Genomic DNA, 23,331 nt, shown 5'->3' on the forward strand with positions numbered 1-23,331 from the left:
CGACCCTCAGGTCTTCTTCGTCGTCACGTCGTCCTTGGCGTCGTCCTTCGCCTCGACCTCGGTGTCGGCCTCGTCCTTCGGGTCCTCCCCGGCACCGGAGTCCGTGGCGTCGCCGTCACCGGCGGTCGCGGCGGCACCCTCGGAGTCACCGTCCACGGCACCCGGCTCGACGATCTCCTCGCGGCCCGGACGCTTCTTCGCGGACACCACGAAGTAGACGACGGCCAGGACGAAGACCAGAATCGCCGTCCAGTTGTTCAGGCGCAGACCGAGGATGTGGTGGGCGTCGTCGACGCGCATGTACTCGATCCAGAAGCGGCCCACGCAGTACGAGGCGACATACAGGGCGAACGCCCGGCCGTGGCCCAGCTTGAAGCGGCGGTCCGCCCAGATGACCAGCGCGGCGACGCCGACGCACCACAGGAACTCGTACAGGAACGTCGGGTGGTAGTAGCCCGGGACGCGGCCGTCCGCGGAGGACGTGATGTGCAGCGCCCACGGCAGATCGGTCTCGCGTCCGTACAGCTCCTGGTTGAACCAGTTGCCCCAGCGCCCGACCGCCTGCGCGAGGGCGATGCCGGGGGCGACCGCGTCGGCGTAGGCCGGCAGCGGGATGCCCCGGCGGCGGCAGCCGATCCAGGCGCCGAGCGCGCCGAGCGAGATCGCGCCCCAGATGCCGAGGCCGCCCTCCCAGATCTTGAAGGCGTCCACCCAATCACGGCCCTCGCTGAAGTACAGCTCGTAGTCCGTGATCACGTGGTAGAGCCGGCCTCCGACCAGGCCGAACGGCACCGCCCAGACGGCGATGTCGGCCACGGTGCCGGCCCGGCCGCCGCGGGCGAGCCAGCGCCGGTTGCCGAGCCAGACGGCCAGGAAGACACCGAGGATGATGCAGAGCGCATAGCCGCGCAGCGGAATGGGGCCGAGATGCCACACCGAGCGCGACGGACTGAAAATATAGGCAAGTTCCATGGCAGGGTCGACGCTACCGTGCGAAACCGGTGGCACGGCAGGCGGCCCGGCTACGGGTCGATAACAGGCGGGCGCCGGGTCCGCCCGCGCCCGCCCGTCGGCGGCTCAGCCCTTCGCGGCGTCCTCCACCATCTGCTTCAGCTTCGCCGGGGTCATCGACTGGTCCTGGTAGATGTTCGTGCCGTTCAGCAGGACGGTCGGGGTGCCGGTGAAGTCGCTGCTGGTGAAGGCCTCGTTGGACTTGTCCACCCAGGCGTCGTGCGTGCCGTCGGTGACACAGGTGCGGAAGGCGGGGGTGTCGAGCCCGTCGACCTTGGCGGCCAGCTCGATCAGCCTGTCGTTGCTCGCGAAGGCGTCGTCGGTCTCCGGCGGCTGGTTGTCGTACAGCACGTCGTGGTACGCCGTGAACTTTCCGGTGTCCTGGGCGCAGGCCGCCGCGTTGGCCGCCTTGCGGGAGCCGCTGCCGCCCATGTTGCCGTCGATGATCGTCGCCAGGTGGTACTCGACCTTGAGCTGTCCCGCGGCCGTCAGCTCGTGCACGGTCTGGCGGTACGTCGTCTCGAAGGACTTGCACGCCGGGCAGCGGAAGTCCTCCCAGACGGTGAGCGTCGACTTGGCGCTCTGCTCCCCGACGGGCAGGGCCAGGCTGTCCTCGCCCTGCGCGCCCGAGGGCGCGACCACCGGGCCGGCCTCGCTGTCGCCGTCGTCCTTCCCGGCGTTCGCGGCGACGACGCCGATCACCGCCGCGAGGCCCAGCACGCAGACGACACTGGCGCCGACGATCAGCGCGCGCCGGCGCTTCTCCGCGGACTTCTGCTTCTCGCGCTCGACCGCCAGCCGCTCGCGGGCGGTGCGCTTTCCGTCACGGTTCTTCTCGCTCACACCCCGGAAACGAACCGGGGAGGCGCCCAGCGCCTCCCCGGCCCCAGGTCCACCCGTTCGAGTGACCTGGTACGAAATGTCCGGTCCGTTGTACCGGTGCCCTACGCCTGTCCGCGCACGCCCCTGGCGAGATCGGCCGCGAGTTCCCGGACCGCCACCAGGCCGGCCGCGTCGTCGGGCGCGTCCAGCATGCGCTTGACGAAGGCCGAGCCGACGATCACGCCGTCGGCGAAGCCGGCGACCTCGGTGGCCTGGGCGGCGTTGGAGACGCCGAGGCCGACACAGACCGGGAGTTCGGTGGTGGCGCGGGTGCGCTCCACCAGGGTCTGCGCCTGTGCGCCGACCGAGGCGCGGGTGCCGGTGACGCCCATCAGCGAGGCCGCGTAGACGAAGCCGGAGCCCGCCGCGGTGATCCGCGCGAGCCGCTCGTCCCTGCTGCTGGGCGCGACCACGAAGACCGTGGCGAGCCCGTGCTTCTCGGCGTGCTCGCGCCACAGTGCGGACTCCTGCACCGGCAGGTCGGGCAGGATGCAGCCCGCGCCGCCCGCGTCGGCGAGTTCGGCGGTGAACCGCTCGACGCCGTAGCGGTCGATCGGGTTCCAGTACGTCATGACGAGGATCGGCTTCCCGGTGGCCGCGTGGGCCTCGCGGACGGTCCGCATCACGTCGGCGATCTTCACACCGCCGCGCAGCGCGATGTCGTCGGCGGTCTGGATGACCGGGCCGTCGAGGACCGGGTCGCTGTGCGGCAGCCCGACCTCCACGACGTCGGCGCCGCCGTCGATGACGGCCTTGACCGCCGCGATGCCGCCGTCCACGGTCGGGAACCCGGCCGGCAGATAGGCGATCAGCGCGGACCGGCCCTCCGCCTTCGCGGCGGCGAGGGTGTCCGTCAACAGCTGGATGTTGCCGCTCACTTGGCGTCCCCCTCGATCTCCGCGGTGTCCGTGTCCGCGTCCGCCGCGACCTCGGCGTCGGTGTCGTACAGGCCGAAGTAGCGGGCGGCGGTGTCCATGTCCTTGTCGCCGCGGCCCGACAGGTTGACGACGATCAGCGCGTCCTTGCCCAGCTCCCGGCCGACCTCCAGGGCGCCGGCCAGCGCGTGGGCGCTCTCGATCGCCGGGATGATCCCCTCGGTCCGCGACAGCAGCCGCAGGGCCTGCATCGCGGCGTCGTCGGTGACCGCGCGGTACTCGCCGCGCCCGCTGTCGCGCAGGTAGGAGTGTTCCGGGCCGACGCCCGGGTAGTCCAGACCGGCCGAGATCGAGTACGGCTCGGTGATCTGGCCCTCCTCGTCCTGGAGGACGTAGGACCGCGAACCGTGCAGGATGCCGGGCTCGCCCGCGGTCAGGGTGGCCGCGTGCTCGCCGCTGTCGACGCCGTGCCCGGCGGGTTCGCAGCCGATGAGGCGTACGTCCGTGTCGGGGATGAAGGCGTGGAACAGGCCGATGGCGTTGGAGCCGCCGCCGACACAGGCGACGGCCGCGTCCGGGAGGCGCCCGGCGCGCTCCAGGAGCTGGCGGCGGGTCTCGACGCCGATGACGCGGTGGAAGTCGCGGACCATGGCGGGGAAGGGGTGCGGGCCGGCGACCGTACCGAACAGGTAGTGGGTGTGGTCGACGTTGGCGACCCAGTCGCGGAAGGCCTCGTTGATGGCGTCCTTCAGCGTGCGGCTGCCGGACTTCACGGCGATGACCTCGGCGCCGAGCATGCGCATGCGGGCCACGTTCAGGGCCTGACGCTGGGTGTCGATCTCGCCCATGTAGATGGTGCATTCGAGACCGAAGAGCGCGCAGGCGGTGGCCGTCGCGACGCCGTGCTGACCGGCGCCGGTCTCCGCGATGACGCGGGTCTTGCCCATGCGCTTGGTGAGCAGGGCCTGGCCGAGGACGTTGTTGATCTTGTGCGAGCCGGTGTGGTTGAGGTCCTCGCGCTTGAGGAAGACACGGGCGCCGCCGGCCTCCGCGGCGAAGCGGGGGACCTCGGTGAGGGCGCTGGGCCTGCCGGTGTAGTGGACGAGGAGGTCGTCGAGTTCGCGGGCGAACTCGGGGTCGTGCTTGGCCTTGTCGTACTCGACGGCGACCTCGTCGACGGCCGCGACCAGGGCCTCGGGGATGAACTTTCCGCCGAAGGCGCCGAAGTAGCCCTCGGCGGAGGGGAGTTGACCCTGTGGGTCGGGGATGAAGAAGTTGCTGGGCATGGGTGAGCCTCACGGTGAGTGTGTGGAAAAGACACTAATTCGCCGTGGGGGCGGAGATCAGATGTTGACCGCGGGCCGTCAGTGGCTTGTCGCGTAGTTCCCCGCGCCCCTGAAGGGGCGCTGCCATCGGCGGCCGTTCACCTGGCCGGGCTCGTCACCGATGACGTACCGCACGCGGCGACCGTGGACACGCCTCGCGGGAGCGCGGCAGCCCCTCGGGCGGCAGCCGCGCGCCAGACGGGCGTAGCGGTCCACGGTGGTCACGGTGAGAGTCATCGGGGTCAGCCTAGCGGGAGATCAGCCGCGGCCGTGGCGCAGTGCCGGGTGTTCGCCCGCCGCCACCAGGTCGGCCACCGCGGTCTTGGGGTCCTTGCCGGTGACGAGGGACTCGCCGACCAGGACGGCGTCGGCGCCCGCGTTGGCGTAGGCGATCAGGTCGTGGGGGCCGCGGACTCCGGACTCGGCGATCTTGACGAGGCCGTCCGGGATCTCGGGGGCGACCCGCTCGAACGTGCCGCGGTCGACCTCGAGCGTCTTGAGGTTGCGTGCGTTGACGCCGATGACCTTGGCGCCCGCGTCGATCGCGCGCTCGACCTCGTCCTCGTCGTGGACCTCGACGATCGGGGTGAGCCCGATGGACTCGGCGCGCTCGACGAGCGACTCCAGGGCGGACTGCTCCAGGGCGGCGACGATCAGCAGCGCGAGGTCGGCGCCGTAGGCCCGCGCCTCCCACAGCTGGTACGACGTGACGATGAAGTCCTTGCGCAGGACCGGGATGTCCACGCGGGCGCGGACGGCCTCCAGGTCGGCGAGCGAACCGCCGAAGCGGCGCTGTTCGGTGAGGACGGAGATGACGGCCGCGCCGCCCGCCTCGTAGTCCGCGGCGAGTCCGGCCGGGTCGGCGATCGCGGCCAGCGCACCCTTGGAGGGGCTGGAGCGCTTGACCTCGCAGATGACCTTGACGCCTTCGCCCCGGAGCGCGGCCACACCGTCCTTGGCGACGGGAGCCTTCGCCGCGCGCTCCTTGAGCTCGTCGAGGCTGACGCGCGCCTGCCGCTCCGCGAGGTCGGCACGGACTCCGTCGATGATCTCGTCGAGCACACTCACGCGAGCGGCCCCCTTCCAGACGGTTGGCTGTTCCGGCGCTTGGGCTTCGATCCCTCGTCCTCGCGGCCGGTCGGCCGGCGGACGAAAACCGGTGGTCACTGCGATGGTATCCGTAGCGGGGCGTAGGCCTCGAATCCGGTTGACGCCGTTCCCACTACCTGGACGTTCCCTGAATGATCAAGGATGCAACCAGCCACCGAACGGAAGGTTCCGGACAACCGAGAAAACGGCCAGCGCGGCGCCCGCCGACCACAGCCACGCCGGGTGCGGATCGACCCGCATCGGCCGGCCGCGCGCCGCGCGAACCACCCAGACGGTCCATACGACGGCGAAGAAGGCGTAGCCGAGGACGGCCGCCGCGTTCGCCTGGAAGGCCGCCGCGAGGTCGCCGTGCGCGACGGCGTACGCGCTGCGCAGGCCGCCGCAGCCGGGGCAGTAGAGGCCGGTGACCTGGAGGAGCGGACAGGCGGGGTAGTGGCCGGGCTCGTTGGGGTCGACGGCGCCGACGTACGCGAAGGCCGCGCCCACGGCCGTGAGCAGGCCCAGGGGCACGGCGAGCCGCCTGGCCGCGGTGGGGCCGGCGGGGGTCGCGTGCGGGTTGTCGGCGGTCACGCCTCGCATTGTGCCGCGCGGAAAGCCCGGACGCACCAAGGGCGGGACGCGCGGACGCACCAAGGGGCGGACCCGGCAGTGGGCCCGCCCCCGGAAGTCGTGGAGGTCAGCTCTCGGCGCCGACCGGCTCGCGGGTGGTGACCGCGGGCTTGCTCTTGGCCGCGCCCGGCACCATCGCGAGCGGCTCGGCCTTCGGCAGGCCCAGGCCCATCAGGCGCATGACGCCGCCGACGACACCGCCGAGGACGATGATCGCCATGCCGCCCCAGAAGCCCAGCGGCTGGTCCATCACCATGAAGGCGCCCGCCACGCAGAAACCGATGAAGGCGATGATGACACCCGTCCAGGCGGCCGGGGTGTGACCGTGACCGTGGCTGCTGCCCGCCATTGCTTGCTCCTCGTTGCTGTGTGCGTGTCCTGAGCCTGACGCTCGTGTTCCATTGTCCCGCACGCGCGTGTGTGCCGTGAGCGGGGGTCGCGTCGGACGTGTGTCCCGTTCACCACATCGGGACCTTCGCCCCGGACGAACGGCCCACCGGCCCGGCGCTCTACTGGCGGTCCGTGCCCGTCGTGGGGTCCTCGCCGCGGTCGATGGCCTTCCAGAGGTCCTCGGGGCGGTCGGGGTCGACGGTGGGTGCCCGGCGGGGGCGGGGCGCGCCGTTGCGTTCGTAGCGGCCGGACATCGCGGGCCACTGGCGGCCGTAGCGCAGGGCGAGCAGGCCGGCCAGCAGGATCAGCACACCGCCGACGGCCGCCACGTAGGGCCAGGCGGTGTGGGTGAGCGCGTCGACGGTGGCGGAGGTGTCGCCGGAGGCCTGGGCGGCCTTCTCGTCGAGCGCGGTGCTGTCAGAGGCGCCGAGCAGGGCGGCCGCGACGGTGCCGGCGCCGGAGAGCGCGAGCAGACCGGCGACCGCGAAGCGGCCGGCGCGGCGGACGGCGAAGACGGCGACCAGCGCGGCGAGGCCCACTATGGCCAGCGCCGCGGGCACGCCGGTGACATCGCTGCCGGAGGCGGTCAGCGGGAAGTCGCCGCCGGCCACGGTCGCGGTGCCCGCCGACCACTCCTGGCGGGTGGCGAGCAGCGCCACGGCCGCGCCGAGCGCGCCGAAGCCCAGGGCGAGGGCGAGGCTGAGCCGGCCGGCCCGGAAGGAGCCGACGGCCACGGTGCGGGGGTGAGGAACAGCAGTCACGTACTCCACTATCGCCTGCCACCCCCGTCCGGCGTCACCCGGGGTTCACGTGAGAAGCGCCCTATTGTGCGAGCCGGTTCGCCGTGTGGACGGCGCGCAGGACCGCCGCCGCCTTGTTGCGGCACTCCGTGTCCTCGGCGAGCGGGTCGGAGTCGGCGACGATGCCGGCCCCGGCCTGCACGTACGCCGTGCCGTCGCGCAGCAGGGCCGTACGGATCGCGATGGCAGTGTCGGAGTCGCCGGCGAAGTCGAGATAGCCGACACAGCCGCCGTACAGCCCGCGGCGGGAGGGTTCGAGCTCGTCGATGATCTGCATCGCGCGCGGTTTGGGGGCGCCGGACAGGGTGCCCGCGGGGAAGCAGGCCGTGAGGACGTCGAACGCCGTGCGGCCCGCCGCGATCCGGCCGGTGACGGTGGAGACGATGTGCATCACGTGCGAGTACCGCTCTACGGACATGAAGTCGACGACCTCGACGGAGCCGGGTTCGCACACGCGCCCCAGGTCGTTGCGGCCGAGGTCGACGAGCATCAGGTGCTCGGCGCGCTCCTTGGGGTCGGCGAGCAGTTCGTCGGCGAGTGCCTGGTCCTCCTGCGGGGTGGCGCCGCGGTGCCGGGTGCCGGCGATGGGGTGGACGAGCGCGCGGCCGTCCTCGACCTTGACGAGCGCCTCCGGGCTGGATCCGACGACGTCGAAGCCCTCGAAGCGGAACAGGTACATGTACGGCGACGGGTTGGTGGCCCGCAGGACCCGGTAGACGTCCAGCGCGCTCGCCGTGCAGGGGGTCTCGAAGCGCTGGGAGGGGACGACCTGGAAGGCCTCGCCCGCGCGGATGCGCTCCTTGATGTCCTCGACGGCCGCCTGGAAGTCGGGGCCGCCCCACAGGGCGGTGTACGGCGGCAGTTCGGAGGGCGGCAGGGTCGCCGGGGGCTGGGCGACCGCGCGGGTGAGGTCGGCCTCCATGGCGTCCAGGCGGGCCATGGCGTCCGCGTGGGCCTCGTCGACGCCGGTGTCGAGGTCGTTGTGGTTGATCGCGTTGGCGATCAGCAGGACCGAGCCCTCCCAGTGGTCCATGACGGCGAGGTCGCTGGTGAGCAGCATGGTCAGCTCGGGCAGCCTCAGGTCGTCCCGGTCGCCGGGGCCAATCTTCTCCAGGCGGCGCACGATGTCGTAGCCCAGGTAGCCGACCATGCCGCCGGTGAAGGGCGGCAGGTCCTCCTGGTGGGGGGTGTGCAGGGCCTCGATGGTGGCGCGCAGGGCGGCGAGCGGGTCGCCGTCGACGGGGACGCCGACCGGCGGGGTGCCGAGCCAGTGGGCGTGGCCGTCCCGCTCGGTGAGGGTGGCGGCGCTGCGGACGCCGACGAAGGAGTACCGAGACCATTTGAACGCCGTGCGGCCGTTCTCCGCGGACTCCAGGAGGAAGGTGCCGGGGCGTTCGGCCGCGAGCTTGCGGTAGAGGCCGACCGGGGTGTCGCCGTCGGCGAGGAGCTTGCGGGTGACCGGGATGACCCGGCGGTCGCCGGCGAGCTTGCGGAACGTCTCGAGGTCCATGGCGGCCGACCCTACTGATCCGCGGCCGGTGCGCCGGAACCGGCGCCGCCGTCCTTGAGCAGCACGTCGGCGTCGAAGCAGGTGCGCGTGCCGGTGTGGCAGGCGGCGCCGACCTGGTCGACCCGGACGAGGACGGTGTCGGCGTCGCAGTCCAGCGCGACCGACTTCACCCACTGGAAGTGGCCGGAGGTGTCGCCCTTGACCCAGTACTCCTGGCGGCTGCGCGACCAGTACGTGCAGCGGCCCGTGGTCAGGGTGCGATGCAGCGCCTCGTCGTCCATCCAGCCCAGCATCAGCACCTCACCGGTGTCGTACTGCTGGGCGATGGCGGGCAGGAGTCCGTCGCCGCTGCGCCTGAGGCGGGCGGCGATCTCGGGATCCAGTCGGCTGGGCCGGCGGGGCGTACTGGTCATGCCGCCCATTGTGCCGCGCGCCACCGACAGCCCCGGTCACGTGTCCACTGGGCGGACCGGGCCCCCGGTCGTACGCTGGCTGTATGTCGACCTTCGCCAAGCGTGAACGGCTTCTGCTCGCCGATCTCTTGGAAACCTCCGGTCCGGACGCCCCGACTCTGTGCGAGGGGTGGGTCACCCGTGATCTCGCCGCGCACGTGGTGGTGCGCGAGCGCCGCCCCGACGCCGCGGGCGGCATCATGATCAAGCAGCTCGCGCCGCGGCTGGAGAAGGTGATGGAGGAGTTCGCCGCGAAGCCGTACGAGGAGCTGATCCAGCTCATCCGGACCGGCCCGCCGCGCTTCTCGCCCTTCAACCTCAAGCAGATCGACGAGGCGTCCAACACCGTCGAGTTCTACGTCCACACCGAGGACGTCCGCCGCGCCCGGCCCGACTGGGCGCCCCGGGAGCTGGACGGGGTCTTCCAGGACGCCCTGTGGTCCCGTCTGGAGCGCACGGCCCGCCTGATGGGCCGCTCCGCGCCCACGGGTGTGGTGCTGCGCCGCCCCGACGGCCAGACCGCGGTCGCCCACCGCGGCGCCCCGGTCGTCACGGTGACCGGCGAGCCCTCGGAGCTGCTGCTCTTCTCCTACGGCCGCAAGAGCGCGGCGAAGGTGGACCTGGACGGCGACGAGAACGCCGTCGCCAAGCTGCGGCAGGCGAAACAGCTCGGTATCTGAGTCCTACTTCGGGAGTTCGGCCGCGCCCTGCTTAGGGAGCTCGGGCGAATCCTGCTCAGGGAGCTCGGGCGAGTCCTGCTCAGGGAGCTCGGGCGAGTCCTGCTCGGCCCGGTCCCGCTTCGGGAGTTCCCCCGCGTCCCACTTCGGGAGTTCCGCGCGGCGCAGGCCCGGCACGCACAGGGCGATCACCCCGCCCAGCCCGCACACCGCCGCGCTGACCGCGAACACGGGTCCGGTGCCCCAGACGCCGATCGCGGCGGCGGACAGCGGCATGCTCAGGGGTGCGAAGCCGAGGCTGACCAGGCCGGAGACGGCGGTCACGCGGCCCAGGCAGGCGGGGTCGGCCTGGGTCTGGATCAGGGCCCCGCACAGGGCGCCGCTGAGGCCGGCCAGCAGCCCGACGAGCAGGGCCACGCCGGCCGCCGCGAGAACGCTGGGCACCTGCGCGAGGGCACCGATGGCCACCGCCCCGGCGAGGATCGTGTACCCCGCCACCCGGCCGGCGTGCGGAAGGCCGCCTCGTACGGTGAGCAGCAGTGAGGCCGTACCGGCGCCCACGCCGAACCCGGCGAGCACCCAGCCCATGCCGGACGCGCCCCAGCCGCGCTCGTCGGCGAGCAGGGTGAGGCCGACGTTGAGCGGGCCGACGAAGCCGAGGTCGCCGAGGGCTATCGCCAGCATGAGCGGGGCGAGCACCCGGTGGTGCCGGATGTGGGCCAGGCCGCCCTTGAGGTCGCTCCACGCGGTGCCCTTGGCGGCTTCCCGGTCGTCGGCGGGCAGCTCGCGCGTGCGTACGGAGACCAGCAGCGGTACCGAGACCGCGATGAGCAGTCCGGCGAGGGCGAACGCGCCCGCGGCGCCACCGACCGCGACCGCGAGGCCGCCGAGTGGTGCGCCGACCACGCTCGCGAAGCGGATGCCGAGGCCCCGCATGCCCTGCACGCGCGCGAGTTGCCCTCTGCTCGTCATCCGCGCGGGCAGTGCCCCCACGGCGGGCAGGAACACGGCGTCGACGGTGCCGAAGACCAGGGCGAGCGCGGCCAGCGGCCACAGGCCGGGGCTGGTGAGGAAGAGCAGGACCGCGACCGCGAGCACCGCGACACAGCGCACCGCGTCGCTGCCGATGACGACCAGGCGTGGTCCGAGCCGGTCGGCGAGCACTCCCCCGCCGAGCATCAGCAGCGCCCGCGGTACGGCGCTCACCGCGACGACCAGACCGGCCTGGGACGGTGAACCGGCCTGGACGGCGGCCCAGGACAGGGCGAGGTAGTAGACGCTGTCGCCGATCATCGAGGCGGTGTAGGCGGTGAGCCAGCGCAGGACGTTGGCGTCGCGGTGGGCGGGCGGGGCCGGGGCGACGGGCGGGGTGACCGTGGCGGTCGTTGCCATGGGGGCGGCCTCTCAGAGCCGGAACGGGAAGGCGTTCGTGTGCACGGCGACGTTCTCCCGGCCCGCGGAGTCGCCGGCGGCCTCGGCCGCGCGGGCCCGCTCCTCGTAGCGGCGCATGAGGTCGCGCATCTCGGCGACCAGTTCGGCGAGTTCATCCGGCGTCAGGCGCAGGGTCGACTCGGACGACTCCTGGGCGGCGGCCCACGCCGGCGGCCAGGTGGTGCGTTCGTCGAGGAAGCGCCGGTACATGTCGGCGCGCTGGTCGAAGAAGAGCCGGCTGGCCGCCGTGTGGACGGCCGCCTTCTCCGGAGCGTCGCGGAAGTCCTCGTCGCGGATGGTGACGCCGTCCGAGGCGGGCTGCCACCAGCGCTCGCGGCCGTCCCCGCTGCGCGGCTCGGCCTCCTCGATGAGCCCGTGCTCGGCGAGTTTGCGCAGGTGGTAGCTGACCAGGGAGACGGCCTCGTCGACCTGCTCGGCGAGCTGCGAGGCGGTGGCGACCCGGGCCACGGTGAGTCCCCGGTAGAGCCGCATGCGCAGCGGATGCGCCAGCGCCTTGAGGGTGCCGAGATCGGTGATCCGGCGGTTGTGCTCCTTCTCCGTCATACCCTCACCGTAGATACGAAAGAAAAGTTGCGCAACAAATTTTGCGCAACTTTCCTTTCGCTCCTACGGTCGACCGACGCACCCGTCCCGGGCCGTCACCAGCGCACGGGCAGCTCCCGCACACCCCGGATCAGCAGTCCGGGCACCCAGGGCAGCTGTGCCTCGTCCGCGTCCATCGCGAGGTCGGGGCAGCGTTCGAGCAGCGTGCGGAGCGCGATCCGGCCCTCCAGCCGGGCCAGGGGCGCGCCCAGGCAGTAGTGCAGGCCGTGTCCGAAGGCGATGTGGCCCCGGGCGTCGCGCCGGATGTCGAAGCGGTCCGGGTCGTCGAAGCGCGCCGGGTCGCGGTCGGCGTCGGCCATCACGATCAGCACGGTGGAGCCCGCCGGGATCACCGTGCCGCCCATCCCCACGTCCTGGAGGGCGAGCCGGTCGGTGCAGGCCTCCACCGGGCCGTCGTAGCGCAGCATCTCCTCGATCGCCCCGTCGAGGAGCCCCGGGTCGGCGCGGAGCGCGGCGAGTTGGGCGGGGTGTGCGAACAGGGCGCGCAGCCCGTTGCCGAGCAGATTGACCGTGGTCTCGTGGCCGGCGATGAGCAGCAGGACGGACATGCCGATCAGCTCGTTGGGCGAGAGCCGGTCACCGCCCTCGTCGACGGCGTGGATCATCGCGCTGAGCAGGTCCTCGCCGGGGCTGCTGCGTTTGGCGACGATCAGCTCGCGCAGGTACTCGGTGGTCTCCTGGTAGGCGAGCCCCTCCGCCTCCGGGCTGCTGCGCGCCACCATCTCGTTGGACCAGCGGCGGAACGCCTCACGGTCCATGCCGGGCACCCCGAGCAGTTCGCAGATGACGGTCATCGGCAGCGGAAAGGCGAAGGAGGCGATCAGGTCGCCGCGCCGCTCCGGGGCCGCGAGCATCGTGTCGAGCAGCTCGTCGGTGATCTGCTGGATGCGCGGGGCCAGCGCCTCGATCCGGCGCGGGGTGAACTCCCGTGCCACGAGCCGGCGCAGCCGGGTGTGGTCCGGCGGGTCGGACATCAGCATGTGCGCGAGCGCGGGCTGGTCCTGGTCGGTGTTGACGATCTGCCCGATGTCCCCGGACTGCATCCACGCCCGGCTGAGCCGGGGGTCGGTGAAGGCGGTCCGGCAGGCCTCGTGGCCGACGACGAGCCACAGCTCCTCGCCGTCCGGTGCGCGCACGTGGTGGACGGGCCCGTCGGCCCGCAGCCGCGCGTAGACGGGATAGGGATCGCGTACGAAATCAGGGCTGAGCTGCAAGAGGTCGACGATGGGCCGGACCGCCATGATGGTTCCCCCGCTTCATGGGTAGCTCTGGCACGCCTACCCAGTGACCGCGGGGGGCCAACGTCGTTTTCCGGCCCGTTGGCCGATGTCAGCGGACCGGGTGGCCCGCCTCCCGCAGTGCCTGCTTGACCTCGCCGATGCGCAGATCGCCGAAGTGGAACACCGAGGCGGCGAGGACCGCGTCCGCGCCCGCCGTGACGGCCGGGGCGAAGTCGGCGAGCCGTCCGGCGCCGCCGGACGCGATGACCGGGACGGTGACGTGCCGGCGGACCGCCTCGATCATCTCGATGTCGTAGCCGTCCTTGGTGCCGTCCGCGTCCATCGAGTTGAGCAGGATCTCGCCCGCGCCCAGCTCGGCGGCCCGGTGCGCCCACTCGACGGCGTCGATGCCGGTGCCCTTGCGGCCGCCGTGGGTGGTCACCTCGAAGGATCCGGACTCGGTGCGCCGCGCGTCCACCGAGAGGACCAGCACCTGCCGGCCGAAGCGCTCCGCGATCTCCCGGAGCAGCTCGGGGCGGGTGATGGCCGCCGTGTTGACGCCCACCTTGTCGGCGCCGGCCCGCAGCAGCCTGTCCACGTCGTCGGCGGTGCGCACACCGCCACCCACGGTCAGCGGGATGAACACCTGCTCGGCGGTGCGGCGCACCACGTCGTACGTCGTCTCGCGGTTTCCCGACGAGGCGGTGATGTCCAGGAAGGTCAGCTCGTCGGCGCCCTCGGCGTCGTAGACCTTCGCCATCTCGACGGGGTCGCCGGCGTCGCGCAGGTTCTGGAAGTTGACCCCCTTGACGACCCGGCCGTTGTCCACGTCCAGGCAGGGGATGACCCTTACGGCCAGCGTCATGCGGGGGCTCCTCGGAAGGCTTCCAGTTCCACCTCGACCAGGATGCGCGGGTCGACGAAGCCGGAGACGACCACCATGGTCATCACCGGGCGCACGGAGTCGAAGACCTCCTTGTGCGCCCGGCCCACCTCGTCGACGTCGCGCGCGTGGGTGAGGAGCAGCCGTACGGCGGTGACGGACTCGGGGCCGAGCCCGAACCCGGCGATCGCCGCGAGCGCGTTGGCGATCGCGACCCGCGTCTGCTCGTACGGATCGCCCTCGCCGTACAGCACGTCACCCTTGAAGGACGTGGTGCCGCCGACGACGACCCGGTCGCCGGCCGCCACCGCGCGGGCGAAGCCGAAGGCCTCCTCCCAGGGGCTGCCGCTCTGCACCCGGCGTACGTCACTCATGACCGCACTGCCTCAAGGGCCGCTTCCAGGGTGAACGCCTTCGCGTACAGCGCCTTTCCGACGATGGCGCCCTCGACGCCCTGCTCCACGAGCCCGGCGATGGCCCGCAGGTCGTCCAGGGACGACACACCGCCGGAGGCGACCACCGGGCGGTCCGTCGCCGCGCACACGTTGCGCAGCAGTTCCAGGTTGGGGCCCTGGAGGGTGCCGTCCTTCGCGATGTCCGTGACGACGTACCGCGCGCAGCCCTCGTTGTTGAGGCGCTCCAGCGTCTCGTAGAGGTCGCCGCCGTCGCGGGTCCAGCCGCGGCCGCGCAGGGTCGTGCCGCGTACGTCGAGACCGACCGCGATCTTGTCGCCGTGCTCGGCGATGACCTTGGCGACCCACTCCGGGGTCTCCAGGGCGGCCGTGCCGAGGTTGACGCGGGTGCAGCCGGTGGCGAGCGCGGCGGCGAGGGTGTCGTCGTCGCGGATGCCGCCGGACAGCTCCACCTTGATGTCCATCGCGCCGGTCACCTCGGCGATCAGCGACCGGTTGTCGCCGGTGCCGAACGCGGCGTCCAGGTCGACCAGGTGCAGCCACTCGGCGCCCGAGCGCTGCCACTCCAGGGCGGCCTCCAGCGGCGAGCCGTAGGAGGTCTCGGTGCCGGACTCGCCGTGCACGAGGCGGACGGCCTGGCCGTCACGGACGTCTACGGCGGGGAGGAGTTCGAGCTTGGCCATGTCTCTACAGGGTTCCGATCCAGTTGGTGAGCAGCTGCGCGCCGGCGTCGCCGGACTTCTCGGGGTGGAACTGGGTGGCCCACAGGGCGCCGTTCTCCACGGCGGCCACAAACGGCTTGCCGTGCGTCGACCAGGTGACGAGCGGCGCGCGCAGCGCCGGGTTCGTGGTCTCCAGGGACCAGTCGTGGACGGCGTAGGAGTGCACGAAGTAGAAGCGGGCGTCCGCGTCCAGGCCGGCGAAGAGCTCGGAGCCGGCCGGGGTCTCGACGGTGTTCCAGCCCATGTGGGGGACGATCTCCGCCTGGAGCGGCTCGACCGAGCCGGGCCACTCGTCGAGGCCCTCGGTCTCCACACCGTGCTCGATCCCGCGCGCGAAGAGGATCTGCATACCGACGCAGATACCCATCACGGGGCGGCCGCCGGCGAGCCGGCGGCCGATGATCCAGTCACCGCGCGCGTCCCTGAGGCCCTTCATACAGGCCGCGAACGCGCCGACACCGGGGACCAGCAGACCGTCCGCGTTCATGGCCTTGTCGAAGTCGCGGGTTATCTCCACCTCGGCGCCCGCGCGGGCCAGTGCCCGCTCGGCCGACCTCACGTTGCCGAAGCCGTAGTCGAAGACGACGACGCTCCTGCCGGCGCTCAATTCCACACCTCCAGGCGGAGGACCCCCGCCACCAGGCACATCGCGGCACCGATGGAGAGCAGCACGATCAGGCCCTTCGGCATCTTCTGCTTGGCGAAGGAGTAGATGCCGCCGGCCAGGAACAGGCCGACGACGATCAGCAGGGTGGAGGTGCCGTTCACAGGGCGCCCTTCGTGGAGGGGAGGATTCCGGCGGCGCGCGGGTCGCGCTCCGAGGCGTAGCGCAGGGCGCGGGCGAGCGCCTTGAACTGGCATTCCACGATGTGGTGCGCGTTGCGGCCGTACGGCACGTGGACGTGCAGCGCGATCTGCGCCTGCGCGACGAAGGACTCCAGGATGTGCCGGGTCATCGTGGTGTCGTACGCGCCGATCATCGGCGCCATGTTCTCGGGCTCGGTGTGCACGAGGTAGGGGCGGCCGGAGAGGTCGACGGTGACCTGGGCGAGCGACTCGTCCAGCGGGACCGTGCAGTTGCCGAACCGGTAGATGCCGACCTTGTCGCCGAGCGCCTGCTTGAAGGCGGCGCCGAGGGCGAGGGCGGTGTCCTCGATGGTGTGGTGCGAGTCGATGTGCAGATCGCCCTCGGTCTTCACGGTCAGGTCGAACAGACCGTGCCGGCCGAGCTGGTCGAGCATGTGGTCGTAGAAACCGACCCCGGTCGACACCTCGACCTTGCCGGTGCCGTCGAGGTCGATCTCGACCAGGACGGACGTCTCCTTGGTCGTGCGCTCCACGCGTCCTACGCGGCTCATGCCTTGTGCTCCTTCTGCAACTCACGGACCGCGTCCAGGAACGCGTCGTTCTCGGCCGGCGTGCCCGCGGTGACCCGCAGCCACCCCGGTACGCCGTTGTCCCGGACCAGGACACCCCGGTCGAGGATGCTCCGCCACGCCTCCTGGGCGTTCTCGAACCGCCCGAACTGCACGAAGTTCGCGTCGGACGCGGTGACCTCGTAGCCGATGGCGCGCAGTTCGGAGACCAGCCGGTCCCGTTCGGTCTTCAGCTGCTCGACGTAGCCGAGCAGGGTGTCGGTGTACTCCAGGGCGGCCAGCGCGGTCGCCTGGGTGACGGCCGACAGGTGGTACGGCAGCCGTACGAGCTGGACGGCGTCGACGACCGCCGGGTGCGCGGCGAGATAGCCGAGGCGCAGGCCCGCGGCGCCGAACGCCTTCGACATCGTGCGCGAGACGACGAGGTGCGGGCGGCCTTCGAGCAGCGGCAGCAGCGAGTCGCCGTGGCTGAACTCGACGTAGGCCTCGTCGACCACGACGATCGACGGCTTCGCCGCCTGCGCGGCCTCGTACAGCGCGATCACGGTCTCGCGCGGGAGCGCGGTGCCGGTGGGGTTGTTGGGGGTGGTGACGAAGACGACGTCGGGCCGGTGCTCGGCGATCGCCTTCGTGGCCGCGGCGACGTCGATGGAGAAGTCGTCCTTGCGCGGGCCGGAGATCCAGCCCGTGCCGGTGCCGCGCGCGATCAGGGTGTGCATCGAGTACGACGGCTCGAAACCGATGGCGGTGCGGCCGGGCCCGGCGAAGGTCTGGAGCAGCTGCTGGATGACCTCGTTGGAGCCGTTGGCCGCCCACACGTTGGCGAGGCCCACCTCGTGGCCGGCCGTGTCGGTGAGGTAGCGGGCGAGCCGGGTGCGCAGTTCGACCGCGTCCCGGTCGGGGTAGCGGTTGAGGTTGCGGGCCGCGTCGCGCACCCGCTCCGCGATCCGCTCGACCAGCTCCTCGGGCAGCGGATAGGGGTTCTCGTTGGTGTTCAGCCGTACGGGGACGTCCAACTGGGGCGCGCCGTAGGGGGACTTGCCCCGCAGCTCGTCCCGGACGGGGAGTTCGTCCCGGACGGACGAAGACGGATTGCCGCTCACTTGCTCTCGGGAACCTTCCACTCGAACCTCGCCTTGACCGCCGCGCCGTGCGCGGGCAGGTCCTCCGCCTCCGCCAGGGTCACCACGTGACGCGCGACCTCGGCCAGCGCGTCCCGCGTGTAGTCGACGATGTGGATGCCGCGCAGGAACGACTGCACGGACAGCCCCGAGGAGTGGCAGGCGCAGCCGCCGGTGGGCAGGACGTGGTTGGAGCCGGCCGCGTAGTCGCCCAGGGAGACGGGCGCCCAGGGGCCGATGAAGACCGCGCCCGCGTTGCGCACCCGGTCGGCCACCGCCGAGGCGTTCGCCGTCTGGATCTCCAGGTGCTCGGCGCCGTACGCGTCGACGACCCTGAGGCCCTCCTCGACACCGTCGACGAGGACGATCGCGGACTGCCTGCCCTTGAGGGCCGGGACGATCCGGTCGTCGATGTGCTTGGTCGCCGCGACCTGTGTCACCAGCTCCTTCTCGACCGCGTCCGCGAGTTCGGGCGAGTCGGTGACGAGGACGGCGGCGGCGAGCGGGTCGTGCTCGGCCTGGCTGATCAGGTCTGCGGCGACGTGCACGGGGTCGGCCGTGGCGTCCGCGAGGACCGCGATCTCGGTCGGGCCGGCCTCCGCGTCGATACCGATCTTCCCGGTGAAGTAGCGCTTGGCTGCGGCGACCCAGATGTTGCCGGGGCCGGTGACCATGTTGGCGGGCGGGCAGGACTCGGTGCCGTACGCGAACATCGCGACGGCGGTGGCGCCGCCGGCCGCGTACACCTCGTCGACGCCGAGCAGCGCGCACGCGGCGAGGATCGTCGGGTGCGGCAGGCCGTCGAACTCGGCCTGTGCCGGGGACGCGAGCGCGACGGACTCGACACCCGCCTCCTGCGCGGGCACCACGTTCATGATCACGGAGGAGGGGTAGACGGACCGGCCGCCCGGCGCGTACAGCCCGACGCGGTCGACCGGGACCCACTTCTCGGTGACCGAGCCGCCGGGCACGACCTGGGTGGTGCGGGTGGTGCGGCGCTGCTCGCGGTGGACGATCCTGGCGCGCCGGATGGACTCCTCCAGGGCCGCGCGCACGTCCGCGTCGAGCTCCGCGAGGGCCTTGTCGAGCGCCTCGGCGGGCACCCGCACCCGGTCGAGCCGGACGCCGTCGAACCTCTCGGCGAAGTCGATCAGCGCCGCGTCGCCCCGATGATGCACGGCCTCGCAGATGGGCCGCACCTTCTCCAGGGCGGCCGCAACGTCGAAGTCGGCTCGGGGCAGCAGGTCGCGCAGGGCGGGACCCTCCGGGAGGGCGTCGCCGCGCAGATCGATTCGGGCCAGGTAGGAAGAGAGCAGCACGCCCCCAATTCTCGCAGACCGGGATGGGGCGACGTCCGCGCGTATCAAACGGTGATACAGACCGCGGGGCACGGGTGATACAGACCGCTGGCCATGGGTGACACCGGCCGCCGGGCAGCCGGTCCGGGCTTGCGGAAGATCCCCTTCACTTTCCGCGTTCGAGGCGTCACTCAGCGGGCATGAACGGTTGTACGAAACCCATGAGGCACACGAGGAAACGGGGAGGAAGGACACCGTGAGCGAGGGGGCCGGCATCCGGGACGGAGACCTGCCGGACGATCTGACCGCGACCGAGGCCGGCATGTGGCAGGCCTACCGCAACGGCACCGAGTACGACCTGAGCAGCGGCGACACCGTCGTCGACGATCCGCACGGCGGCCACCCCTGGGGGCCGGGGCGGACGGTACGGGCCCGCATCGTGTGCTGGCTGCTCCTGGACGGCCCGCCCGCGCTCGCCGGCCGGGTCGCCGCGCTGAAGCTCACCGGGGTGCGGATCAGCGGCACGCTGGACCTCGCGGGCGGCGCGGTCGAGCCGTACGTCGAGCTGCGCGGCTGCCGGTTCGACCGGGAGGTGCTGCTGCCGGAGGCGCGCTTCAGGACCGTACGCCTGGTGGACTGCTCGGTGCCCCGCCTGGAGGCGGCCCGGCTGCACACCGAGGGCGATCTGCATCTGCCGCGCTGCCGCTTCCACAACGGCATCCGGCTCTCCGACGCGCACATCGGCACCGATCTGCTGCTCAGCCAGGCCGTGGTGTACCGCGACCGCAGCGGCCGCTCGATCGCCGCCGACGGTATGACCGTGGGCCAGGACCTACAGGCGGAGATGCTGGAGTCGCACGGCGAGCTGAGCCTGCGCAGCGCGACCGTCGGCGTCTCGCTGAGCCTGCGCGGCGCCCGGCTGATCAACCCGTACTCCCGGCTGGCGCTGAACGCGCCCCGGCTGACCGTCGAGCGGACCCTGTACCTGACGCCGGCCGGCGTCGGCGGCGGCGTCCAGCTCAGCGGGCGGACCCCGGCGCGTGGCACCCGGATCCAGCGCTTCGAGTGCCGGGGCGGGGTGCGCCTGGACGACGGGCGGTTCGGCGACGCGGTCGACATGGAGCGGGCCCGGTTCACCTTCACCGACGACCAGGAACTGTCGCTGCGCCGCGTGCAGGTGCCCGAACTGCGGTTCCTCGGGGAGCGGCCGGAGCGCGGCAAGGTGGTGCTGTCCGGCGCCCGGGTCGTCAACCTCGTGGACCGCGCGAGCGCCTGGCCGGGACCCGGCAATCTGCACATGGGCGGCTTCGCCTACGAGAACCTCGTGCCGCAGGGCCCCTTCCCGCTCGCCGAGCGGCTGGACTGGGTGGCCGCCGCGACCGCCGAGTACAGCCCGGAGCCGTACGAGCGGCTGGCGGCCGTCCTGCGCAACGGTGGCGAGGACGAGGACGCCCGCGAGGTGCTGCTCGCCAAGCAGCGCCGCCGCCGCGAGACGCTGCCGCCGGCCGCGAAGCTCTGGGGCATCGTGCAGGACGTCACGGTGGCCTACGGCTACCGGCCGGGGCGGGCCGCGGTGTGGATGGCGGTGCTGTGGGCGGCGGGCTCGGTCGCCTTCGCGTACGCCGGGAAGCCGGCCGTCGGCGAGAGCGCCGGCGACCCGCCGTGGAACCCGACCCTGTTCGCCCTGGACCTGCTGCTGCCGGTGATCGACCTGGGCCATGTCGCGTACTGGCAGCTGCACGGCGGCTGGCAGTGGCTGGCGGCGGCCCTCGTCCTCCTCGGCTGGATCCTGGCGACGACGGTCGCCGCGGGCGCCACCCGGCTGCTGCGGCGGGGCTGAGACGCCGGGGCGGGCGCCGGGGCGCGGCGGGGGCGGGCTGAGACGCCGGTGCCAGGGCGGGGGCGGGGCTGACACCGGTGCCGGAGCGGGGGCGGGGCTGACACCGGTGCCGGAGCGGAGGCGGGGCTGAGACGCCGGTGCCGGGGCGGCACCGATGTGACCGCCGGTGTGAAAGTTGTGCGTGGGGCGGCGCCGCCCCGCGCACGCCGGACAGCGATCAGCCGCCTTTACCCGGCCTTGACCCCAGCGCGTACAACTTTCCGGAGGTTCTGTGGAGGGGCTGGCGCGCGCCCGAGCCGCCGACTTTCAATGGTCGACACCATGGCTCTGCTGCCCCCATTTATGCGGGGTGCCCGGATCGCCCGGAGCACCGAGCACCTCCCCGCCGGACTTCCCGCCGACGACGAGGTGCTGCTCGACGTTCCCGACAACCGGCTCGGCCCGGCGCTGGTCGCGGCCGCGCGCGGCGAGTGGCAACCGGTGGCCCGGCTGCTGGCCGGCACCCGGGAGGACGCCGAGTGGGAGAACCGCGACCGCTACGCCCGCCGTCTCGCCGCCTTCGCCCACGCGCGTACCGAGTGGTTCGAGGACTGGCGGGCCGCCGCGCCGCGCGACCCCGACGCCCTGCTGGTCGCCGCGCACCTCGCGGTGGGCAGGGCCTGGCTCTCCCCCGCCCGCGTCGAACTCCTCGCCTCGGTGAGCCCGCTGATCGACGCCGCCGCCGAGGCCGTGCCGCACGACCCGGTGCCGTGGCGGCTCGGCCTGGACCACGCGCGGGGCGCGAACGCGGGGCACGCCGAGTTCGAGCGGCTGTGGACGGAGGCGGTCCGCCGCTCGCCGCACCACTACGGCTGCCATGTCGCCGCCCTGAAGTACCTGGCCGCCTACTGGCACGGCTCGCACCGCGCCTGCTTCGACTTCGCCGAGCCCGCCGCCGACGACGCCCCGCCCGGCTCGCTGGTCCAGGCGCTGCCGGTGCGCGCCGCCCTCGGCTATCTCTCCGACGGCTGCGGCGAGGCCGTGCCGCGCGCCCGGCTGGACGCCGCCGCCGACCGCGCGATCGACCTCTCGGCGCGTCTCGCGCCGGCCGACCCGTGGCCCGCCGAGATCCGCAACGTGCTCGCGTACGTCCTGATCCGGCTGGACCGGCGCGCCGACGCACTGGACCAGCTGCGGCTCATCGGCCCGTACGCCACGACGTTTCCGTGGGACCGGGGCGCCGAGTTCTTCCCCCGGCACCCGGGCACGGACGACCCGCTGGGCCTGTTCCTGCTGGCCCGCAGAGAGCTGCGCGCGGCCCCCGCGGGAGCCGCCCGGCCGCATTCCGCACATCCATCAGGTGGGCACGGCGGACGCGCCCACCGCTCCGACCACTAGGCTTCTGCGGCGTGACCACCGTCCGGCTCCCGCTCTTCCCCCTGAACTCGGTGCTGTTCCCGGGGCTAGTGCTTCCTCTCAACGTCTTCGAGGAGCGCTATCGCGCCATGATGCGCACGCTGTTGAAGACGCCCGAGGAGGAACCGCGCCGGTTCGCCGTCCTGGCGATCCGCGACGGCCACGAGGTGGCCCCCAGCTCACCCGGCATGCCGGATCCGACCGCCGTGCCCGACCGAGGGCCCGCGGCGGGGTTCGGCGCCGACCCCGTGAAGGCGTTCCACGCCGTGGGATGTGTGGCCGACGCGGCGACGATCCGGGAGCGGGCCGACGGCACGTTCGAGGTCCTCGCGACCGGGACGAACCGGGTCAAGCTGCTGTCCGTGGACACGTCGGGACCGTTCCTGACCGCCGAGCTCGAGCTGCTGACCGAAGACCCGGGCGACGAGGCCGGGGCGCTGGCGGAAGGGGTGCTGCGGGCGTTCCGGCAGTACCAGAAGCGGCTGGCCGGGGCGCGTGAGCGGTCGCTGGCGAGCGGCGCCGACCTGCCGGACGAACCGGCCGTCGTCTCGTACCTCGTGGCCGCCGCGATGATGCTGGACACGCCGACGAAGCAGCGGCTGCTCCATGCGCCCGACACCGCGTCCCGGCTGCGCGACGAGCTGAAACTCCTTCGCGCGGAGACCGCGATCATCCGTACGCTGCCGTCCCTGCCGGCGTCGGAGCTGACGCGCGGCCCGACGAGCCTGAACTGACCACGGATCCGGGACGTATGGCCAAGAAGACGAAGAAGCAGCAGTCCGGCGGTACGCCCGCCACGGTCGCCCTCACCGCGGCGGGCGTCGACCACACGGTGCACGCCTACGAGCACGACCCGGCGCATCCCTCGTACGGCGAGGAGGCGGCCGAGGCGATGGGGGTGTCCCCCGAGCGGGTGTTCAAGACGCTCGTGGCGGACGTCGACGGGACACTCACGGTCGCCGTGGTCCCGGTGGCCGGCTCGCTGGATCTGAAGGCGCTGGCGGCGGCGGTGGGGGGTAAGCGGGCGGCGATGGCCGACCCGGTGCTCGCCGAACGCACCACCGGGTATGTGCGGGGTGGGATCTCGCCGCTGGGGCAGCGGAAGCTGTTGCGTACGGTGCTGGACGACTCGGCGTCGGGCCATGCCACGATCTGTGTCTCGGCGGGGCGTCGGGGGCTGGAGGTCGAGCTGGCCCCCCAGTCCCTGGCCACCCTCACGAACGCGATCCTGGCCCCGATCGCCCGCGCCTAGCCCTCCGGGCGGGTCACTCAAAGTGCGACCCGGTGGGGGCCGATCGCGCAGTTCCCCGCGCCCCTGAAACGCGGCCGCCAGCCGCGGGCAACCGACCGCCGCTGCGGGCAGTCGT

The 23,331-nt window shown here is 72.6% G+C and carries 27 protein-coding genes; 5 read left to right on the forward strand and 22 right to left on the reverse strand.

The window, feature by feature from the left end:
* Window positions 1–6: 6 nt before the first annotated feature.
* The 11 genes from lgt to hisI form a co-directional block, all read right to left on the reverse strand.
* A complete protein-coding gene (gene lgt, locus ACIQAC_RS01035; RefSeq protein ID WP_402185818.1) occupies window positions 7–972 on the reverse strand; it encodes a prolipoprotein diacylglyceryl transferase in 966 nt (321 codons plus the stop codon).
* 105 nt (window positions 973–1,077) lie between these two features.
* A complete protein-coding gene (locus tag ACIQAC_RS01040) occupies window positions 1,078–1,854 on the reverse strand; it encodes a DsbA family protein (RefSeq protein ID WP_402185819.1) in 777 nt (258 codons plus the stop codon).
* Between the two features lie 101 nt (window positions 1,855–1,955).
* Entirely contained in the window at window positions 1,956–2,771 is an 816-nt protein-coding gene (gene trpA, locus ACIQAC_RS01045) for a tryptophan synthase subunit alpha (RefSeq protein WP_402185821.1), read from the reverse strand.
* A complete protein-coding gene (gene trpB / locus ACIQAC_RS01050) occupies window positions 2,768–4,054 on the reverse strand; it encodes a tryptophan synthase subunit beta (RefSeq protein WP_402185823.1) in 1,287 nt (428 codons plus the stop codon). The genes trpA and trpB overlap by 4 nt, the downstream gene beginning before the upstream one ends.
* Before the next feature lie 78 nt (window positions 4,055–4,132).
* On the reverse strand, window positions 4,133–4,330 hold the full coding sequence (gene trpM, locus ACIQAC_RS01055) for a tryptophan biosynthesis modulator TrpM (protein ID WP_402185825.1): 198 nt from the start codon (window positions 4,328–4,330) through the stop codon (window positions 4,133–4,135).
* A gap of 21 nt (window positions 4,331–4,351) precedes the next feature.
* Window positions 4,352–5,161 carry an indole-3-glycerol phosphate synthase TrpC gene (gene trpC, locus ACIQAC_RS01060; RefSeq protein WP_402185827.1) on the reverse strand — a complete coding sequence of 270 codons (810 nt, stop codon included), beginning with the start codon at window positions 5,159–5,161 and terminating at the stop codon, window positions 4,352–4,354.
* 177 nt (window positions 5,162–5,338) lie between these two features.
* Window positions 5,339–5,782, reverse strand: coding sequence for a DUF2752 domain-containing protein (locus ACIQAC_RS01065; RefSeq protein WP_402185829.1), 444 nt, complete (start codon window positions 5,780–5,782; stop codon window positions 5,339–5,341).
* Window positions 5,783–5,879: 97 nt separating this feature from the next.
* Entirely contained in the window at window positions 5,880–6,161 is a 282-nt protein-coding gene (locus ACIQAC_RS01070; RefSeq protein WP_402185831.1) for an HGxxPAAW family protein, read from the reverse strand.
* 160 nt (window positions 6,162–6,321) lie between these two features.
* Window positions 6,322–6,972 (reverse strand): TIGR02234 family membrane protein, encoded by a 651-nt coding sequence (locus tag ACIQAC_RS01075; protein WP_402185833.1) that lies wholly within the window; start codon window positions 6,970–6,972, stop codon window positions 6,322–6,324.
* A 52-nt stretch (window positions 6,973–7,024) separates the two neighbouring features.
* Window positions 7,025–8,512 (reverse strand): anthranilate synthase component I, encoded by a 1,488-nt coding sequence (locus ACIQAC_RS01080; RefSeq protein WP_402185834.1) that lies wholly within the window; start codon window positions 8,510–8,512, stop codon window positions 7,025–7,027.
* Between the two features lie 11 nt (window positions 8,513–8,523).
* Window positions 8,524–8,925, reverse strand: coding sequence for a phosphoribosyl-AMP cyclohydrolase (hisI, locus tag ACIQAC_RS01085; RefSeq protein WP_402185836.1), 402 nt, complete (start codon window positions 8,923–8,925; stop codon window positions 8,524–8,526).
* 83 nt (window positions 8,926–9,008) lie between these two features.
* Between hisI and ACIQAC_RS01090 the strand changes: the two genes are divergently transcribed.
* Window positions 9,009–9,644 (forward strand): TIGR03085 family metal-binding protein, encoded by a 636-nt coding sequence (locus ACIQAC_RS01090; RefSeq protein WP_402185837.1) that lies wholly within the window; start codon window positions 9,009–9,011, stop codon window positions 9,642–9,644.
* Between the two features lie 3 nt (window positions 9,645–9,647).
* On the opposite strand, the gene ACIQAC_RS01095 is transcribed toward ACIQAC_RS01090, so the two are convergent.
* From ACIQAC_RS01095 to hisD, 11 genes are all read right to left on the reverse strand, one after another.
* Window positions 9,648–11,033 carry an MFS transporter gene (locus ACIQAC_RS01095; protein ID WP_402185839.1) on the reverse strand — a complete coding sequence of 462 codons (1,386 nt, stop codon included), beginning with the start codon at window positions 11,031–11,033 and terminating at the stop codon, window positions 9,648–9,650.
* Window positions 11,034–11,045: 12 nt separating this feature from the next.
* On the reverse strand, window positions 11,046–11,636 hold the full coding sequence (locus tag ACIQAC_RS01100) for an ArsR/SmtB family transcription factor (protein WP_402185840.1): 591 nt from the start codon (window positions 11,634–11,636) through the stop codon (window positions 11,046–11,048).
* A 95-nt stretch (window positions 11,637–11,731) separates the two neighbouring features.
* Window positions 11,732–12,937, reverse strand: a complete 1,206-nt coding sequence (locus ACIQAC_RS01105; RefSeq protein WP_402185842.1) for a cytochrome P450 — start codon at window positions 12,935–12,937, stop codon at window positions 11,732–11,734.
* Between the two features lie 88 nt (window positions 12,938–13,025).
* Window positions 13,026–13,781 (reverse strand): imidazole glycerol phosphate synthase subunit HisF, encoded by a 756-nt coding sequence (hisF, locus tag ACIQAC_RS01110; RefSeq protein WP_402185844.1) that lies wholly within the window; start codon window positions 13,779–13,781, stop codon window positions 13,026–13,028.
* Entirely contained in the window at window positions 13,778–14,173 is a 396-nt protein-coding gene (locus tag ACIQAC_RS01115) for a Rid family hydrolase (protein WP_402185845.1), read from the reverse strand. The genes hisF and ACIQAC_RS01115 overlap by 4 nt, the downstream gene beginning before the upstream one ends.
* Window positions 14,170–14,895 carry a bifunctional 1-(5-phosphoribosyl)-5-((5-phosphoribosylamino)methylideneamino)imidazole-4-carboxamide isomerase/phosphoribosylanthranilate isomerase PriA gene (priA, locus tag ACIQAC_RS01120; protein WP_402185847.1) on the reverse strand — a complete coding sequence of 242 codons (726 nt, stop codon included), beginning with the start codon at window positions 14,893–14,895 and terminating at the stop codon, window positions 14,170–14,172. Before priA ends, ACIQAC_RS01115 begins: the two co-directional genes overlap by 4 nt.
* A gap of 4 nt (window positions 14,896–14,899) precedes the next feature.
* Window positions 14,900–15,547 carry an imidazole glycerol phosphate synthase subunit HisH gene (hisH, locus tag ACIQAC_RS01125; RefSeq protein WP_402185849.1) on the reverse strand — a complete coding sequence of 216 codons (648 nt, stop codon included), beginning with the start codon at window positions 15,545–15,547 and terminating at the stop codon, window positions 14,900–14,902.
* A complete protein-coding gene (locus ACIQAC_RS01130) occupies window positions 15,538–15,702 on the reverse strand; it encodes a hypothetical protein (RefSeq protein ID WP_402185851.1) in 165 nt (54 codons plus the stop codon). The genes hisH and ACIQAC_RS01130 overlap by 10 nt, the downstream gene beginning before the upstream one ends.
* Window positions 15,699–16,292 (reverse strand): imidazoleglycerol-phosphate dehydratase HisB, encoded by a 594-nt coding sequence (hisB, locus tag ACIQAC_RS01135; RefSeq protein WP_362757493.1) that lies wholly within the window; start codon window positions 16,290–16,292, stop codon window positions 15,699–15,701. Before hisB ends, ACIQAC_RS01130 begins: the two co-directional genes overlap by 4 nt.
* Window positions 16,289–17,413, reverse strand: coding sequence for a histidinol-phosphate transaminase (locus ACIQAC_RS01140; RefSeq protein ID WP_402185852.1), 1,125 nt, complete (start codon window positions 17,411–17,413; stop codon window positions 16,289–16,291). Before ACIQAC_RS01140 ends, hisB begins: the two co-directional genes overlap by 4 nt.
* A complete protein-coding gene (hisD, locus tag ACIQAC_RS01145; RefSeq protein ID WP_402185853.1) occupies window positions 17,410–18,750 on the reverse strand; it encodes a histidinol dehydrogenase in 1,341 nt (446 codons plus the stop codon). Before hisD ends, ACIQAC_RS01140 begins: the two co-directional genes overlap by 4 nt.
* Before the next feature lie 235 nt (window positions 18,751–18,985).
* Between hisD and ACIQAC_RS01150 the strand changes: the two genes are divergently transcribed.
* The 4 genes from ACIQAC_RS01150 (at window position 18,986) to ybaK (ending at window position 23,216) form a co-directional block, all read left to right on the forward strand.
* A complete protein-coding gene (locus ACIQAC_RS01150) occupies window positions 18,986–20,569 on the forward strand; it encodes an oxidoreductase (protein WP_402185854.1) in 1,584 nt (527 codons plus the stop codon).
* A gap of 309 nt (window positions 20,570–20,878) precedes the next feature.
* Window positions 20,879–21,946: a hypothetical protein gene (locus tag ACIQAC_RS01155; RefSeq protein WP_402185855.1), complete on the forward strand. Its 1,068-nt coding sequence runs from the start codon at window positions 20,879–20,881 to the stop codon at window positions 21,944–21,946.
* An 11-nt stretch (window positions 21,947–21,957) separates the two neighbouring features.
* A complete protein-coding gene (locus ACIQAC_RS01160; RefSeq protein WP_402185857.1) occupies window positions 21,958–22,698 on the forward strand; it encodes an LON peptidase substrate-binding domain-containing protein in 741 nt (246 codons plus the stop codon).
* A gap of 17 nt (window positions 22,699–22,715) precedes the next feature.
* Window positions 22,716–23,216, forward strand: coding sequence for a Cys-tRNA(Pro) deacylase (ybaK, locus tag ACIQAC_RS01165; protein WP_402185859.1), 501 nt, complete (start codon window positions 22,716–22,718; stop codon window positions 23,214–23,216).
* Window positions 23,217–23,331 lie beyond the last annotated feature (115 nt).

This window comes from Streptomyces sp. NPDC088387 (assembly GCF_044753385.1).
GTDB lineage: Bacteria > Actinomycetota > Actinomycetes > Streptomycetales > Streptomycetaceae > Streptomyces.